This is a genomic window from Streptomyces sp. NPDC051136, assembly GCF_044455745.1.
GTDB lineage: Bacteria > Actinomycetota > Actinomycetes > Streptomycetales > Streptomycetaceae > Streptomyces.
The window spans coordinates 295,049-310,489 of record NZ_JBITFE010000010.1; the positions used below are offsets into that span (position 1 = coordinate 295,049).

18 protein-coding genes and 1 pseudogene are annotated in these 15,441 nt (G+C 73.5%); 8 read left to right on the forward strand and 11 right to left on the reverse strand.

Features of this window, described 5'->3' with window-relative positions; all coding sequences use genetic code 11:
• Positions 1 to 28: 28 nt before the first annotated feature.
• From ACIBCJ_RS28490 to ACIBCJ_RS28500, 3 genes are all read right to left on the reverse strand, one after another.
• Positions 29 to 1,378, reverse strand: a complete 1,350-nt coding sequence (locus tag ACIBCJ_RS28490) for a streptophobe family protein (RefSeq protein ID WP_362507072.1) — start codon at positions 1,376 to 1,378, stop codon at positions 29 to 31.
• 153 nt (positions 1,379 to 1,531) lie between these two features.
• Positions 1,532 to 1,948, reverse strand: coding sequence for a PRC-barrel domain-containing protein (locus ACIBCJ_RS28495; RefSeq protein WP_362507075.1), 417 nt, complete (start codon positions 1,946 to 1,948; stop codon positions 1,532 to 1,534).
• Positions 1,945 to 2,529 carry a PRC-barrel domain-containing protein gene (locus tag ACIBCJ_RS28500; protein ID WP_362095761.1) on the reverse strand — a complete coding sequence of 195 codons (585 nt, stop codon included), beginning with the start codon at positions 2,527 to 2,529 and terminating at the stop codon, positions 1,945 to 1,947. The genes ACIBCJ_RS28495 and ACIBCJ_RS28500 overlap by 4 nt, the downstream gene beginning before the upstream one ends.
• A 167-nt stretch (positions 2,530 to 2,696) precedes the next feature.
• Between ACIBCJ_RS28500 and ACIBCJ_RS28505 the strand changes: the two genes are divergently transcribed.
• On the forward strand, positions 2,697 to 3,152 hold the full coding sequence (locus tag ACIBCJ_RS28505) for an ATP-binding protein (RefSeq protein ID WP_133886621.1): 456 nt from the start codon (positions 2,697 to 2,699) through the stop codon (positions 3,150 to 3,152).
• 30 nt (positions 3,153 to 3,182) lie between these two features.
• Here the strand turns inward: ACIBCJ_RS28505 and ACIBCJ_RS28510 are convergent, their stop codons facing one another.
• Positions 3,183 to 4,070, reverse strand: coding sequence for an RNA polymerase sigma factor SigF (locus ACIBCJ_RS28510; protein ID WP_362096738.1), 888 nt, complete (start codon positions 4,068 to 4,070; stop codon positions 3,183 to 3,185).
• A gap of 257 nt (positions 4,071 to 4,327) precedes the next feature.
• On the opposite strand from ACIBCJ_RS28510, the gene ACIBCJ_RS28515 reads away from it, so the two are divergent.
• On the forward strand, positions 4,328 to 4,768 hold the full coding sequence (locus tag ACIBCJ_RS28515; RefSeq protein WP_365979876.1) for a helix-turn-helix transcriptional regulator: 441 nt from the start codon (positions 4,328 to 4,330) through the stop codon (positions 4,766 to 4,768).
• 114 nt (positions 4,769 to 4,882) lie between these two features.
• On the opposite strand, the gene ACIBCJ_RS28520 is transcribed toward ACIBCJ_RS28515, so the two are convergent.
• Together ACIBCJ_RS28520 and ACIBCJ_RS28525 are read right to left on the reverse strand one after the other, a co-directional pair.
• Positions 4,883 to 5,485 (reverse strand): ATP-dependent Clp protease proteolytic subunit, encoded by a 603-nt coding sequence (locus tag ACIBCJ_RS28520; RefSeq protein ID WP_362095754.1) that lies wholly within the window; start codon positions 5,483 to 5,485, stop codon positions 4,883 to 4,885.
• Position 5,486: 1 nt separating this feature from the next.
• A complete protein-coding gene (locus ACIBCJ_RS28525; RefSeq protein WP_133886618.1) occupies positions 5,487 to 6,134 on the reverse strand; it encodes an ATP-dependent Clp protease proteolytic subunit in 648 nt (215 codons plus the stop codon).
• Between the two features lie 227 nt (positions 6,135 to 6,361).
• Here ACIBCJ_RS28525 and ACIBCJ_RS28530 point away from each other — a divergent pair, with 227 nt between their 5' ends.
• The 5 genes from ACIBCJ_RS28530 (at position 6,362) to ACIBCJ_RS28550 (ending at position 10,842) form a co-directional block, all read left to right on the forward strand.
• Entirely contained in the window at positions 6,362 to 6,844 is a 483-nt protein-coding gene (locus ACIBCJ_RS28530) for a VOC family protein (RefSeq protein ID WP_362095751.1), read from the forward strand.
• A gap of 116 nt (positions 6,845 to 6,960) precedes the next feature.
• Entirely contained in the window at positions 6,961 to 7,758 is a 798-nt protein-coding gene (locus tag ACIBCJ_RS28535) for a VOC family protein (RefSeq protein ID WP_365979877.1), read from the forward strand.
• 31 nt (positions 7,759 to 7,789) lie between these two features.
• Positions 7,790 to 8,488, forward strand: a complete 699-nt coding sequence (locus ACIBCJ_RS28540) for a ribonuclease H (RefSeq protein ID WP_365979878.1) — start codon at positions 7,790 to 7,792, stop codon at positions 8,486 to 8,488.
• A 98-nt stretch (positions 8,489 to 8,586) separates the two neighbouring features.
• Positions 8,587 to 9,846 carry an FAD-dependent monooxygenase gene (locus ACIBCJ_RS28545; protein WP_362095742.1) on the forward strand — a complete coding sequence of 420 codons (1,260 nt, stop codon included), beginning with the start codon at positions 8,587 to 8,589 and terminating at the stop codon, positions 9,844 to 9,846.
• Positions 9,847 to 9,858: 12 nt separating this feature from the next.
• Complete coding sequence (locus tag ACIBCJ_RS28550) at positions 9,859 to 10,842, forward strand: aldo/keto reductase (protein ID WP_365979879.1); 984 nt, start codon at positions 9,859 to 9,861, stop codon at positions 10,840 to 10,842.
• A 24-nt stretch (positions 10,843 to 10,866) separates the two neighbouring features.
• On the opposite strand, the gene ACIBCJ_RS28555 is transcribed toward ACIBCJ_RS28550, so the two are convergent.
• On the reverse strand, positions 10,867 to 11,211 hold the full coding sequence (locus ACIBCJ_RS28555; RefSeq protein ID WP_365979880.1) for a hypothetical protein: 345 nt from the start codon (positions 11,209 to 11,211) through the stop codon (positions 10,867 to 10,869).
• A gap of 241 nt (positions 11,212 to 11,452) precedes the next feature.
• Here ACIBCJ_RS28555 and ACIBCJ_RS28560 point away from each other — a divergent pair, with 241 nt between their 5' ends.
• The gene (locus tag ACIBCJ_RS28560; RefSeq protein WP_362096735.1) at positions 11,453 to 11,878 is read left to right on the forward strand and encodes a DUF6328 family protein; all 426 of its coding nucleotides are present in this window, start codon (positions 11,453 to 11,455) and stop codon (positions 11,876 to 11,878) included.
• Between the two features lie 21 nt (positions 11,879 to 11,899).
• Here the strand turns inward: ACIBCJ_RS28560 and ACIBCJ_RS28565 are convergent, their stop codons facing one another.
• The 4 genes and pseudogenes from ACIBCJ_RS28565 to ACIBCJ_RS28580 form a co-directional block, all read right to left on the reverse strand.
• Entirely contained in the window at positions 11,900 to 12,328 is a 429-nt protein-coding gene (locus tag ACIBCJ_RS28565) for an SsgA family sporulation/cell division regulator (RefSeq protein WP_362096732.1), read from the reverse strand.
• A gap of 92 nt (positions 12,329 to 12,420) precedes the next feature.
• A complete protein-coding gene (locus tag ACIBCJ_RS28570; protein WP_362095733.1) occupies positions 12,421 to 13,398 on the reverse strand; it encodes an LLM class F420-dependent oxidoreductase in 978 nt (325 codons plus the stop codon).
• Between the two features lie 58 nt (positions 13,399 to 13,456).
• Complete coding sequence (locus tag ACIBCJ_RS28575) at positions 13,457 to 15,055, reverse strand: serine/threonine-protein kinase (protein WP_365979881.1); 1,599 nt, start codon at positions 15,053 to 15,055, stop codon at positions 13,457 to 13,459.
• 157 nt (positions 15,056 to 15,212) lie between these two features.
• Positions 15,213 to 15,356: pseudogene (locus tag ACIBCJ_RS28580) on the reverse strand (threonine/serine dehydratase); the annotation flags it as partial.
• Positions 15,357 to 15,441 lie beyond the last annotated feature (85 nt).

Here is a 15,441-nt window from a genome sequence, read left to right on the forward strand (position 1 = left end):
CCCTCCGCGACGCCGCCCTCGCCGGATTTCAGCGCGGACCCCGGCCGGACCGTTCGCCCGTCCACCGCGCGAGCAGCGCGCCCAGGAACCCGGCGACCAGACCCCACAGCAGCGCGAGACCCACCGCGCCCCACAGGCGCGGCCGCAGGAACAACCGCCCGGACAGTCCGCCGCCCAGGTCGCCGATGCCGAGCACCGACAGCCCGTAGTGGGCGGAGATCCGTCCGACGAGGCCGATCATCAGCACCGTGAGCGCCAGGGCCACCGCCATGCGCACCCCCAGCAGCCAGGCCGGCGTCCGGACCGGCGAGCGGGACGCCATCAGGTACCCGGCCGCCAGGACCAGCACCGCCGCGGCCACCAGGAGCCACCACAGCCGCCCGTCGCGCTCGGTGAGCGTGCCCAGGTTCACGGTCGAGACGTCCGGCGTGCGCAGCACGTCGTCGAGCACCTGGGGCATCGGGAGTCCGAACGGCCCCTCGGCCCGCCCGTTCCAGGTCGCCCCCAGACCGATCGTGAGGGCGGGCCAGGCCAGGTTCGGCAGCCCGAGGAGCAGCACGGCGAAGGTGTCCGCCGGACGGTCCCGCGTCGCGGCGACGACCAGGGCGACGACGGCACCGAGGACGACGTACGCTAGGAGCAGCACGACCATCGCGTACGCGGCCGGACGCACCGACGCCCGCAGCCGCGCCGGCGCTTCGGGCAGCGGCGCGGAGCGCGAGACCAGCAGAGCGAGGACGAGTACCCCCGCCAGCCACAGCAGGCCGAAGAGGACGGTCAGCGGCACGTCCGTGGTGAAGCCGACCGTCGGGGTGACGTCGAAGAGGTCACCGAGGTCGCCCAGCAGGCCCTCCCCGAGGGAGACCTCGAAGGTCTGCCGCGCGGCGAACGCCGTCCCGAGCAGGGCGAGCAGCCACAGCACGGCGATCCGGCCCGCCCAGCCGGCCAGTTCCCCGGCGCCGGCGACGGTCCGGTGGCGCAGCGGCCGCAGAAAGCCCCGGGCGACGACCAGCGCACCGGTCAGGGTGACGGACAGCGGCATCACGGTCAGCCCCGCGTCGGTGGCCGCCAGATCGCCCGCGTCGCCGGACATCTCGAGCGCGCCGCCCACGGCGGTGACGACGGTCGCGACGACGACCCGCGGGAAGGCACCGTCGGGCAGGTCCGCGGCCCCGGCCGCCCACAGTCCGAGCGCGGCCACCAGCCCCATCGCGAGCAGCGCGGCGAGCACCGTGCCCAGGGCCTGCGCCCAGCCGTGACGGGCGACCGCCCGGCCGGAGGGCCCGGCAGAGCCCGGTGATCCGGGGGCGCCCGGCGGTCGCGGAGGGCCGGGTGGTCGGGGCGGGACGGGCGGGTCCGGTGGGTTGTGCGAACTCACGCTGACACGCTATGCAGCCGCCGAGGAGCACGCCCGCCGGAAGGGCCGTCCGCGCGCCGGACGGCAAGACGGCTCGCGGCGGGACGGTTCACGGCGGGACGGCTCGCGGCGGGACGGCACGGCGCGACGGCTCGCAGCAGGTCCGGCTGCCGCTCAGCCCTGGCGTACGACCAGCGCGTAGTCGCCGAGGCCCAGCAGGCGGTCGGCCGGAAGCTCCCCGCGCGTGGTGAACAGCGCGAGGAGGCGAGCCGTCCGGGGGTCGAACGCGACGTCCAGCACCGTGCCGTGCCCGGTGCCCGTGTCGAAGAGGATCCGGTGGCCCAGCAGCTCGTGGTGGGCGGGCTCCGCATCGGGGACGGTGACGGACCGGACGCGGACGGCGCCGGGCCCGACGGTGTGCACCGCGTCCCACGGCAGTGCCTTCTCCCGGCCGAACCGGCCGTCGCGGAACCGGACATGACTGACCGATCCGGACACGACGTCGACGGTCAGGGACGTCACGGTGCCGAGCGGCCCGGCCCCGTCCGGCGGAAGTACGGGCAGCCCGCGCACCTCGGTGAACAGCATCACGGCAGCGAGCCCCTCCAGTGGCCGGGCACTCCGCCGACCAGGGCGGTGAAGCCGTTCAGGTCGTCCGCGACGTGCCGGACGGCGTCCTCGGGCAGGACCAGCGCCCGGCCGCTGACCGTGAGCGTCTGCCCGCGCGGCACGTACACCCGCCGCCGGTGCCGGGAGGGACCCGGCACGAAGTGCCTGTTCGCCGCGACCCGGAAGCCGAGCACCCGTCCACCGGTGCCGCCCTCCACCACGACGTCGAGCACCGTGCCGACCTCCGCGCCCGCCTCGGTCAGCACCCTGGCCCCCAGCAGCCGGGCCCGCAGGTTCTGCTGGTCCGCCGTCATCACCGCCGCGTTGACCAGACCGCGCCGGTCCCGGATCATCACCGCGTCATGACCGAGCGCGTACACCGCCGACCACGGCAGCCCCTCTCTGAGCGGGCCGGAGAGCAGGCCCCGCCCGGTCAGGGTGAAACCGGTGATCCGGCCCGCGGACGCGTCGCATACGGTGTCCTTGACGTGGGCGACGGCATCGCCGCCGAGGGTGACCACCGGCCGGGTGGTGAGGCTTCGTGCGGCCATCAGTTCGTTCATCGCACACCCTTCCCCGATCCCGATCGCACACCCTTCTCGCTCCTCCGGGTTCCCCGCGGCACTGTGACGATGCCCGCACCGCGAGGAGACGGGGACTGCGACGCGCGGTTCGGGGTAGGGGGCAGATGCAGCAGCGTCCGGCGAGTCCGGCTTCGAGAGAGAAACGCATGACCGACTACCTGGACGGGGCAGTGATACCGACTGGTTTCGACGTACCCGTTGAACCGCTGAGGCGGGCGGCGCACTACTCCGGCGAGCCGGGATGCATAGCGCGGGCGCGGGCCTTCGCCTCGCTCTTCCTCGACCAGCTGAGGACCGAGTGGTGCTCCACGATCGGTCCACGCGCCGACGGCGCGGTGCTCCTGGTGGTGAGCGAGCTGGTCACCAACGCCGACCGGCACAGCATGGGGCCGTACATCCTGGAGCTGGAGGGCACCGGCACCTCGGTGGCGGTGACCGTCTACGACAGCAGCGGCGCCGTACCGGAGCGCTTCCCCCGGGACCCCGAGCGCATCGGCCGGCACGGCCTCGAGATCGTGCACGCCCTGGTCGAGACGGTCGTCGTGGAGCGCGTCCCGGTCGGCAAGCGCGTACGCGCCGTGGTGCCCCTCACCGAGGAGTGAAGGGCACCGTCGTCACCGCGGGGCCGGGGCTCAGGCGCAGCCCAGCTCGCCCAGCATGCCCTCGCGCAGCCGGGTGATGATCCGCTTGATCAGCCGGGACACGTGCATCTGGGAGCAGCCCAGCCGCTCACCGATCTCCGCCTGCGTGGCCTCCTCGACGAACCGCAGGTGGATGATCTGACGGTCGCGCTCGCTCAGCTCGGCCATCAGCGGGGCCAGCGAGTGGAAGTCCTCCACCAGCCGCAGCCCGTCCTCCTCCATGCCGATGAAGTCGGCCAGGACGGACTCGCCGCCCTCGGGTCCGTCGCCGGTGAGGGCGGCGTCCAGCGAGGAGGAGTTGTAGCCGTTGGCCGCGATCTGGCCCTCGACCACCTCGCTCTCGCTGATGTTCATCAGCGTGGCCAGCTCGGCGACGGTCGGCTCGCGGTCCAGCCGGGAGGAGAGCTCCTCGCGGGCCCTGGCCAGCTCCACACGCAGTTCCTGGAGCCGTCGCGGCACGTGCACCGCCCAGGTGGTGTCCCGGAAGAAGCGCTTGATCTCACCGACGATGTAGGGGAGCGCGAAGGACGTGAACTCGACCTCGCGGGACAGCTCGAAGCGGTCGATGGCCTTGATCAGGCCGATCATGCCGGTCTGGACGATGTCCTCCATGTCGTCCCCGCGACCGCGGAAGCGGCCCGCGGCGAAGCGCACGAGCGACATGTTCATCTCGATCAGCGTGTTGCGCGCGTACTGGTACTCGTGCGTGCCCTCTTCGAGCTCCGTCAGACGCCGGAAGAACTGGCGGGACAGCTGTCGCGCGTCGCGGGGAGCCACGGTGCGGGGGTCCACCTGTCCCAGTGGCGATCCCTCACCCGTCCCGCTCCCGGCGGTCTTCTCGACGACCTGCGCTTCCGGCCGGACCACGGCGGTCTCCATTACCTCTCCCACGAAAGTCACGGTTGGACGTCTCCCTAGGCTGATTCCCGCTTGCGGGTACCCGGGTCGCGGCAACTCATGCCACCCGATTTCACGGGAGGCGCGATGTGCGTGCCGCGGCGTCTTCGCGGGGCGCTGCGTACCTGTCCAGGGTAGTCCTGCGGGAGGTGGCCGGCACCCCGCGGTCCCGCCTCGATTTCCCTGAGGGCGGAACGCCGCCCCCTTCCGTGATCCGGCCGGGACCCTAGGCTGAGGAGGTGACCAGCCACGTGCCGAACGAAGCCCGCGTCATTCCGCTGCGCCCGCAGGCCGCGCGCCCCGGGACCCGTCCCGCCGGCCCGCCGGTCCCCCCGGAGCGGCGGCCGCCCACCGTGCGCGAGCCCCTGTGGCGCGACCTGATCGGGGACGTACTGCGGCGTGAACGCCTCGGACAGGAGCGCACGCTGAAGGAGGTCGCGGAGGCCGCCCGGATCTCCATGCCCTACCTGTCGGAGGTGGAGCGCGGCCGCAAGGAGGCGTCCTCGGAGGTTCTGGCCGCCGCCGCCGGCGCCCTCGGACTCGGCCTCGCGGACCTGCTGTCCCGCGCGCAGGGCGAGCTGATCCGTATCGCCTCCCGGCACACCGGTGCGGGACAGGCGGCGAGGACCGGCCGGGGGCCGTCCGGCGCGCGCTTCGACGGAATGTGCCTGGCCGCCTGAACAGACGCACGGGTCGGCGCCCGCCTCGCACGGGTCGGCGCCCGCCTCGCACGGGCCGGCGCCCCGCCCGCCCGGGCCGGCGCCCTGCCCCGGGCGGGGCGCCGGCCCGGCCGCTCAGACCCGCGCCAGCCGCCGGGCGAGCACCTCGTCGGCCAGCCCGTACGCCACCGCCTCCTGGGCGGTGAACACCTTGTCGCGGTCCATGTCCGCGCGCAGGGCCGCGACGTCGTGGTGCGTGTGGCGGGCCAGCACCTCCTCCACCTGGGAGCGGATCCTGACCATCTCCTTGGCCTGGAGCGCCAGGTCGGAGACCGTGCCCTGCCGCCCACCGCTGGCCGGCTGCCCCAGCAGGACACGCGCGTGTTCCAGGACGAACCGCCGCCCCGGGTCGCCGGCCGCCAGCAGCACGGCGGCCGTGGACGCCGCCTGCCCGACACAGAACGTCGAGATCGGCGCCTGCACGAAGGTCATCGTGTCGTAGATCGCCATCAGCGAGGTGAACGAGCCGCCGGGGGAGTTGATGTAGACGGCGATCTCGCTCTCCGGGGCCGACGACTCCAGGTGCAGGAGCTGGGCGATCACGACATTGGCCACGCCGTCGTCGATCTCGGTCCCCAGGAAGATGATCCGCTCCGACAGCAGCCGGCTGAACACGTCGTAGGACCGCTCGCCCTGCGGGGTCCGCTCGACGACGTTCGGAATCGTGTAGCTCCCCATGTCACAGCCCCATCCGTCGCTTGGTGGCGGCCGGGCGCACATCCGTGAGGGACTGCACGACGTGGTCCACCATTCCGTACTCCCTGGCCTCCTCGGCCGTGAACCAGCGGTCGCGGTCCCCGTCCCGGGAGATGGTCTCCGGGCTCTGCCCGGTGTGCTCGGCGGTGATCCGCTCGATGGTCCGCTTGGTGAAGTCCAGGTTGTCCGCCTGGATCTCGATGTCGGCGGTGGTGCCGCCGATGCCCGCCGACGGCTGGTGCATCATGATCCGCGCGTTCGGCAGGGCGTAGCGCTTGCCCGCCGTGCCGACGCTCAGCAGGAACTGGCCCATGCTGGCCGCGAACCCCATCGCGAGCGTGGAGACGTCGTTCGGGATCAGCCGCATCGTGTCGTAGATGGCGAGCCCCGCGTGCACGGAGCCGCCGGGGCTGTTGATGTACAGGCTGATCTCGGTGCGCGGGTCCTGTGCGGACAGGATGAGCAGCTGGGCGCAGACCCGGTTCGCGGAGACCTCGTCGACCTGCGTGCCCAGCAGCACGATCCGCTGGTCGAGCAGCTGCTCGGCGAGCCGGTCGTCGAACCGGGTGGCGGGGGTGTCGCCCTCCTCTGCCCTGGGCAGTGCGGCCGGGCCGGAGATGAGTGGGGACATCGGCGCTCCTTGTCGAGTGGTGTCGGGGGTGTCGAGTCGTGGCGGGTGGTGCGGCCGGCGACCGTGGTGCGCGGCCGAACGCTCCGCGCTCTCCCACTCTCGGTCCGTCGCGGCCCCCACCGGGCATTTCTCTGCCCGCGGCAGATTCGCCATCGGCAGAGCGATGAGTTCGGCGGCCCGCGCCGGTCGACAGAGGTGACCGTGTGTTCCGCCCCCAGGAGGCAGTCATGAGCAGCGACGGATTCACCACGTGCCTGTGGTTCGACGGCGAGGCCGAGGACGCCGCGCACTTCTACGTCTCGGTCTTCAAGAACTCCGGGATCGGCGCCGTCACCCGCTACCCCGAGGGAGCGCACCAGCCCGCCGGCACCGTGCTCACCGTCGAGTTCACGGCCAACGGCCAGAAGTTCGTGGGGCTCAACGGCGGCCCGGAGTTCCGGTTCAACGAGGCGATCTCCTTCCAGATCACCTGTGACGACCAGGACGAGGTCGACCACTACTGGACCAGGCTCACGGAGGGCGGTGGCGAGGAGGGACCCTGCGGCTGGCTCAAGGACCGGTTCGGGGTGTCCTGGCAGGTCGTCCCGCGCAGGCTCGAAGAGATGTTCCGCGACCCCGATCCCGCCAGGGCGGGACGCGCCAACAAGGCCATGATGTCCATGCGCAAGCTCGACATCGCCGCGCTGGAGCGGGCCTACGCGGGGGAGTGACCCCGCGGCGGGCCGGCCGCCGGCGCGCGGAGCGCGGACGCGGTGGCTAGCGTGAAGAAGCGGACCGGTCCCCCCTCGCATCCCACCCTCGTCCGTCCGTACAGGAGGCGGCAGCCATGGCCGTGCGACCCGAAGGGGCCCCTTGCTGGGCCGACGCGATGTTCACCGACGTGGAGGGAGCCAAGACCTTCTACGGTGCCGTCCTCGGCTGGACCTTCGGCGAGACGTCGTCGGAGTTCGGCAACTACACGCAGTGCTACGCGGAAGGCAAGGCGGTGGCCGCCGTGGTCCCGCCCCCGCCCGGCCGCGAGGAGCGGTCCCAGTGGTGCCTCTACCTCGCCTCCCCGGACGCGGCGGCGACCGCCGGCCGGATCCGCGGGGCCGGCGGCGAGCTGCTCCTCGAACCGATGCGGGTCGGCGACTTCGGCACCATGTGCCTGGCGCGGGATCCCGGCGGCGTCGTCTTCGGCGTCTGGCAGGGCGACGCGCACGAGGGCTTCGAGGCGACGGCCGTGCCCGGCGCGTACTGCTGGGCCGAGGTCTTCACCCGCGAGCCCGCCACCTCGGACGCCTTCTTCCCGGCCGTCTTCCCCTACCGGGCTCGGCAGATGGAGGACGACCAGGTGGACTTCCGCCTCTTCGACCTCGGCGGCGACCCCGTCCTGGGCCGCATGGCCATGACGGAGGACTTCCCGCCCGAGGTACCGCCCTACATCAACGTCTACTTCACCGTCGGTGACTGCGACGAGGCCGTGGCCCGCGCCACCGGGCTCGGCGGCATCCTGCGGTTCGGCCCGGTCACGACCCCGTTCGGCCGGTTCGCCGCACTGAGCGACCCGCAGGGCGCGAGCTTCTCGGTGATCGACACCACGACGACCGAAGGGGAGATGCCGAAGGTCACGGACGTCTCCTGAGCCCGGTCCCGGGGCCCCGCCGGACCATGACATGATCGAGCGCATGCGTGAACGTGCAGTGGCCGCGTGCGACGGGGCTTCGAAGGGAAACCCGGGTCCGGCCGGCTGGGCCTGGGTGCTCGCCGACGCGTCGGAGACCCCGGTGCGCTGGGAGGCCGGTCCGCTCGGCAGGGCCACCAACAACATCGCGGAACTGACGGCGCTGGAGCGCCTGCTGGCGTCGACCGACCCCGAGGTGCCGCTCGAGGTCCGCATGGACTCGCAGTACGCCATGAAGGCCGTCACCACCTGGCTGCCCGGCTGGAAGCGCAACGGCTGGAAGACGGCCGCCGGCAAACCGGTCGCCAACCAGGAGCTGGTCGTGCGCATCGACGAGCTGCTCGAAGGACGCTCGGTCGAGTTCCGCTACGTACCCGCCCACCAGGTGGACGGCGACCGGCTCAACGACTTCGCCGACCGCGCCGCCAGCCAGGCGGCCGTCGTCCAGGAGCCCGCGGGCAGCGGTCTCGGCTCGCCGGAGCCGCCGCCCGCACCGGACGTCCCGGCGGCCCGCAGGGCCCCGCGCCGCGGGGCGGGCGCGGCCCGCAAGGGCGGCTCCTCCGCGCGCACCATCAAGGCGAAGTTCGCCGGACGCTGCCTGTGCGGCCGCTCCTACGGGGCCGGCGAGCCGATCGCCAAGAACGACCAGGGCTGGGGCCACCCGGAGTGCCGCACGGCGGCCGCCGGGTAACGCGCGCCGACCCACGGCCGCGTGGCACCGGCCCCGTGCCTCCCCCTTGTTACTCTGCGGTCCCGAATGACCGTGATGAGTGCATACCAGGGGTGTGTGTGAAGGTCGCCTGCGTCGGCGGTGGGCCCGCCGGACTGTATCTGTCGATCCTGCTGAAGCGGCAGGACCCGTCCCACGACGTCACCGTCCACGAACGCGACCCGGAGGGCTCCACCTACGGCTGGGGCGTCACCTACTGGCGCGGGCTGCTCGACCGGCTGCACGAGCACGACCCGGTCTCCGCACGCGCCGTCGAGGAGCACTCGGTGCGCTGGCGCGACGGCGTCGCCCACGTGGGCGACCGGGCCACCCGGCACCAGGGCGACGAGGGCTTCGGCATCGGCCGCCACCGGCTCCTCGCGATCCTCGCGGCACGCGCCCGCGACCTGGGCGTACGCCTGGAGTTCGAGAGCCCGGTCACCGGTGCCGCGCCGCCCGCCGCCGACCTCGTGGTGGCGGCCGACGGCGCGGGCAGCGCCCTGCGCACCCATCACGCCGACCACTTCGGCACCGGGATCACCGGCGGCCGCAACCACTACGTGTGGCTCGGCACCACCAAGGCCTTCGACGCTTTCACCTTCGCCTTCGTCGAGACCGACCACGGCTGGATCTGGGCGTACGGCTACGGCTACGGCCCCGAAGGCAGCACCTGCGTCGTCGAGTGCGCCCCCGCCACCTGGACCGGCCTGGGCCTGGACCGGGCCGGCGAGGCCGAGGCGCTGGTCCTGCTGGAGAAGCTCTTCGCGGACGTGCTGGACGGGCACCCGCTCACCGCCCGGCCGTCCGGCCGGGCCGGGACCGCGTGGCCCGTCTTCCGCACCGTCACCAACCGCACCTGGTCCCGGGGCAACCTCGTGCTGCTCGGCGACGCCGCGCACACCACGCACTACTCCATCGGCGCCGGCACCACGCTCGCCCTGGAGGACGCCATGACGCTGTCCGCGGCGCTGCGCGAGCGGGCCGCTCTGCCGGACGCCCTCGCGCACTACGAACGCGAACGCCGGGCCGCCCTGCTCCCGGTGCAGAGCGCGGCCCGGCTCAGCGCCCAGTGGTACGAGAACCTGCCCCGCTACGTCCACCTGCCGCCCGACGAGATGTTCGCCCTGCTCGGCCAGCGCCACTCGCCGCTGCTGCCGTACCTCCCGCCCCGCCTGTACTACCGGCTCGACCGGGCGGCCGGCCGGCTGGAGACGCTGCGCCGGGTCAAGCGCCGGCTGGGCCCGAGGATCGCGCGCACGGTGCAGGCACGCAGGCTCGCCACCGCCGGCGGGCCGGACCGCCCCGGGCGTCCCGACGCGGTGTCCGCGCACCGCGGATGACAGACTGACGCCATGGACGAGCGTACTTTCGGCAGGTCGGATCAGCACGCGTCGGTCGTCGGCCTCGGCACCTGGCAACTGGGCGCCGACTGGGGCGACGTGGACGACAAGGAGGCCCTCGCGGTACTGGAGGCGGCGGCCGAATCGGGGGTGACCTTCTTCGACACGGCCGACGTCTACGGCGACGGCCGCAGCGAGCAGACCATCGCGACCTTCCTCGCGAGCAGGCCCGACCTGCACGTGCTCATCGCCACCAAGATGGGCCGCCGGGTGGAGCAGATCCCGCAGAACTACGTGCTGGACAACTTCCGGGAGTGGAACGACCGTTCCCGCCGCAACCTCGGCGTCGACCGCCTCGACCTCGTGCAGCTGCACTGCCCGCCGACGCCCGTCTACTCCAGCGACGAGGTGTTCGACGCCCTGGACACCCTCGTCGAGGAGGAGCGCGTCGCCGCGTACGGCGTCAGCGTCGAGACCTGCGCCGAGGCGCTCACCGCCATCGCCCGGCCGAACGTGGCCAGCGTCCAGATCATCCTCAACCCGTTCCGGATGAAGCCGCTGCGCGAGGTCCTGCCCGCGGCCCGGGAGGCGGGCGTCGGCATCATCGCCCGGGTGCCGCTGGCCTCCGGCCTGCTGTCGGGCAAGTACACCAGGGACACGGTCTTCGCGGCCAACGACCACCGGAACTACAACCGGCACGGCGAGGCCTTCGACCAGGGGGAGACCTTCTCCGGTGTCGACTTCGCCACCGGGGTGGAGGCCGCCGCCGAGTTCGCGGCGCTCGCGCCCGAGGGGTACGCCCCGGCCCAGCTGGCGCTGCGCTGGATCATCCAGCAGCCCGGTGTGACCAGTGTGATCCCGGGCGCCCGCTCGCCCGAGCAGGCCCGCGCCAACACGGACGCCGCCCGGCTGCCGGAGCTGTCCGAGGACACCCTGGCCGCGGTCCGGGACCTCTACGACCGCCGCATCAAGGACCAGGTCGAGGGCCGCTGGTAGGCGTCCGCGACGCGCCGGACGGCCTCACGGCACCAGGAGCAACTGCCGTTCGCGCTCCTGGTCGCCGGAGGCCGCTCCGTCGTCGCGCGCGGTGAAGGCACCGGACAGGGTCCGGGCCGCCGCCTCCACCGCCTGGGGGGTGCCCTGGACAGTGACGGTCACCGCGGTGGACAGCGTTCCGCCCGCCGCCGGGTCCGACGCCGCTCGCGGGGCGTCCGGGGAGTCGAAGGTCGCGGTGCGCACCGTCGCCCCCTCGTCCGCGGGGAGGTCGCCGGGAGCCCCGAAGACGCCCTCCAGTGCGCGGACGATCGCCCGCGCGTCCTCGATACCGCCGCCGTCGAACGTCACGGTGAGCTGTGTGTCGGACATCCTTCGCCTTCCTTGCCGCGCCTCGGTCGTTCCCGGCTCGTGTAACCGTGTCCGGATCACCCAAACCGGACGTCGCCGTACCGGAGCGGCGGCTGAGGACGGGGATCGCGGGGAAGGGGGAAGGGAACGCAGGCGACCGGCAACGGAGGAACACGTGACGCACTCGGACTCGGAACCGGCCGAAGAGGGGCAGGTCCCGCGCAGGGGCCGCAACGAGACCGAGGAGGAGCGCGCCGACCGGATGTGGACGGAGCTGATCCAGGAGGTCCGCGTCGCGCAGATGGGCGTCCAGATCCTGTTCGGCTTCCTGCTCACCGTGGTGTTCCAGCCGAAGTACGAGAAACTCTCGGACGTCGACCAGACCATCTACCTGATCACCGTGGTCCTCGGGGCCGTCACGACCGGCGCCCTGATCGGACCGGTCTCGCTGCACCGCCTCGTCTCCGGCCGGCGCGTGAAACCCCAGGCGGTGCGGTGGGCGTCCCGGCTGACCATGCTGGGCCTCGTCCTGCTGCTCGCCACGACGGGTTGCTCGCTCCTGCTGATCCTGCGCGTCGCGACCCACGACGGCTTCGTGCCCTACCTCGTCACCGGCGTGGTGCTCTGGTACCTGCTGTGCTGGTTCGGGCTCCCCCTGTGGACCCGGCACCGTCACACCACACGCTGAAGCCGGGCGGCCGGTCGTCCCTCAGCCCTCGGCGGTCAGCCCGGCGAGGAAGTCGTCGACGCACACCTCTTCCTCCCCGGGCCGGACCACCGCGTGCGTGTCCCGCAGGAAGGACTCCACGGCCGAAGCCCACACGAACACCACCGCGCGGTGGCGGTCCCCGTCGGCCCGGTCGTTGCCGAGCAGCTCGATGCGCAGCTCGTCCCACACGCCCCGCGACTCGGGACGCAGCCGCACGTCGCCGACGCCGACCGGGCGGGTCAGTCCCTCGCCGACCATCTCCCGGTCCAGCGCCCACTCGGCGAGCACCCGGCCGTCGTGGCTGAAGACCACGGAGAGGGCGAACGGGTCCGCCGCGTCGTACCGGAAGTGGGCGAGGACGGGGAACCGGTCGGCGGCCTCGCCCGCCTGGAGCTGCACGACCAGGGTCTTGTGCACGACGGTGTTCACGAGGGCCTCCAGGGGGACGGACGTAAAGCCCTCTAGTACCCGCTCCACGGGCAAGATGCTCGGTCGTTCGAGTGATGCGTCCAGGTCATCTCTCAGTCCCGGCCGAAGGCCTCCCGCAGCGCGGGCAGCAGGGTCTTCTCCGACCAGTCGAGGAAGGCGTGCTGCGTCTCGCCGCCGATCTGCACCAGCGCGACCTCGGTGAACCCGGCCTCGACGTACGGCCGCACGGCGTCCACGAAGGCGTCCGGGTCGTCGCCGCAGGGGATGGACCCGGCGACGTCGTCGGGCCTCACGAACTGGGTGGCCGCCTCGAAGGAGTCCGGGTGGGGCAGTTCGGAGTTGACCTTCCAGCCGCTGCCGAACCAGCGGAACTGGGAGTGGGCGCGTTCGATCGCCGCGTCCCGGTCGGGGTCGTAGCACACGGGCAGCTGACCCACGCGCGCCTTGCCGGTGCCGCCGTGCCGGTCGAAGGACTCCAGCAGCTCCGCCTTGGGTTCGGTGGCGATCACCAGGTCGGCGAACTCGCCCGCCAGCTTGCAGGAGCGCTCCCCGGAGACCGCGAGACCGATGGGCGGCAGGTCCTCCGGCAGGTCCCACAGCCGGGCGGACTCCACGTCGAAGTGCGTGCCCCGGTGGTTCACGTGACCGCCCCGGAACAGCGCGCGGATGATCTCCAGGGACTCCTGGAGCATCTCGTGCCGCACGTCGACCGACGGCCATCCGCCGCCCACCACGTGCTCGTTGAGGTTCTCTCCCGAGCCCAGCCCCAGGCGGAACCGGCCCTGGGACAGCAGCTGCATCGTGGCCGCCTTCTGCGCCACCACCGCGGGGTGGTAGCGGAACGTCGGGCACGTCACGTAGGTCATCAGCGGAATGCGGGAGGTCGCCTGCGCCGCGGCGCCCAGCACGCTCCACGCGTAGGGCGCGTGGCCCTGCGAGCGCAGCCAGGGGAAGTAGTGGTCCGAGGTCACCGAGAAGTCGAACCCGACCTCCTCGGCCCGTACCAGATGGCCGACGAGTTCACGCGGTCCGGCCTGCTCGGTCATCATGGTGTATCCGATGTGTGCCATGGCGGCCGAGTCCCCGCCCGGCCGAAGGGAAAACCGGGGGAAACGGGGCGCAAGAGGGTCAGGCCGCGCCCTCCCGGAAGGTCTTGAGGAAGGCGGCGAGCGCTCGCGCGTTCGCGGTGTCGCCCCAGTCGCCGGCCGGTGTCGTCCAGCGCAGCGAGAAGCTCCGTCCTCCGCCGAGCAGGAAACCGCGGCCGAAGGTGCGCACTGGGGCACCGTCGTACCGGGCCAGCCACTCCATGTCGGCCGCCTCGCGCCCCCGGTACGTGACCGCGCGGATCTCGCCGATCCGCCGGTAGCCGCCCGAGCGCGCGAGGCCGGGCTCGACGTCGTCGCGCCAGACCGCCACTGGGTCCGTGCCCGCGCGCCTGCTGTAGGTGACGGCGAGGGTGCGCGGATCTCCGGAGGTGCCGAAGACCACCCGGTACGCGCCGTCCGGAACACGTGCGGTGTCCAGTCGCCGCCAGCCGCCGGGAAGGGCCACGGAGAACCCCTCCGGCGCGTCGTAGCGGCGGAATCCGGCCGGGGCGGAGGCCCCCGGAGCCGGGGAAGCCGGCGCACTCGCGCCCGGCCGCCCGGTGGGTGAGGCGGAGGAGGAGGGGGTGGCGGAGCCGGGTGGCGGCGCGGAGGGCGCCGGGGGACGCTGCCGGGCGTCCGCGGGGGCACCGCCGTCCGTGCCGGGAAGACGGCCGGTGACCGCGAGGGCGGCGACCGCGACCGCGGCGAGGGCCAGCGCGCCTGCGGCGACGACCGGGAGCCGCCGGGGCCGGCAGCGGTTCGCGGGCGGTGCGGCGGCGGAGGCGGCGACCGGTTCCGGCCGGGGCTCCTCGCTCGCGGTGAGGCCGGGGTCCTGCGCCAGGGCCCGGGCGAGGGCCGCGCGTACCGCCGGGCGGGTCGGCCGCTCCCGGGAGTCCTTGCGCAGCAGTCCCCGTACGGCCTGGGCGAGCGGACCGGCGCGCACCGGCGTCCGCAGCGGCAGGCGGTCGACCCCCTTGAGCGTCGCCTCGGGCCGGCCCCGGTCACGGAAAGGGGGACGGCCCTCGACCATCGTGTACAGGATCGCGCCCAGCGTCCAGAGATCGGCGGCGGGCCCGATCCGCTCGTTGCGGGCCTGTTCGGGCGAGGCGTAGGCGGGGGAGGTCAGCCGGGGGACGAGCGTGGCTCCGGCCAGCCCGAAGCCGGTGACGACGACGGTGCCCTCCTCGCGCACGTACACCTGGCCCGGGCTCAGCTCACCGTGCGTCACGCCGTGGGCGTGCGCCGCCTCCAGCACGGTCAGCAGTTCCAGACCGATGCGCGCCGCCCGGACGTGGTCGAGGGCGCCCTCGCGCTCCAGGAGGTCCGCGAGCGGAACGCCCTCGACCCACTCGGTCACCGTCCACAGGGTGCCGTCGGCGACCACCGCGTCCAGCACCGCGGCGATCCGTCCGGGGCACAGCGACGCCATGGTCCCGCAGGTGCGGGCCACCCGGCCCGGGGCACGGCGGGCGGCGTCCCCGGCACCTTCCGCCGGCAGCTCGATCTGCGTGACCAGGCACGGGTGGCCCGTCGTGGCGTCCTCCCCGGACCAGCAGACACGGTTCGTCTCGCGCCGGACGACCTCGAACAGGCGGTAGCGTCCGGCGACCAGCCCGTGTGTGGAGACGTGCGCCCTGCCCATGGCCCTCCCTCGCTCGCACCGCCGGCTTCCGGCTCGACCAGTGGTACGTCGGGGGCCCCGGGGTGCGTTCAGCGAGGGCGCCCGTCCGCCCGGATTCTGACTCTCCTTCAAAGAAGCCGAGCCGACGCTCTTCCGAGAAGTCCGGACGGGCCGGGTGTCAGGCCGGCCCGAAGCGGTCCGCCCACGCCGCCATGTCGGTCACCGTGGCATTGCCTCCGCACACCACGAGCCCGATCCGGGCGTCGCCGCCCACCCGCTCCACCACCCGCCGGGGGGGGGGGCGCCCCCCCCCCCCGGCCGGGGGGGGGGCCCCCCCGCCCCGCGCGGGGGGCGGGGGGGCCCCCGGGGGGGGCGCCCCGGGCGCCCCCCCCCGCCCCCCCGGGGGC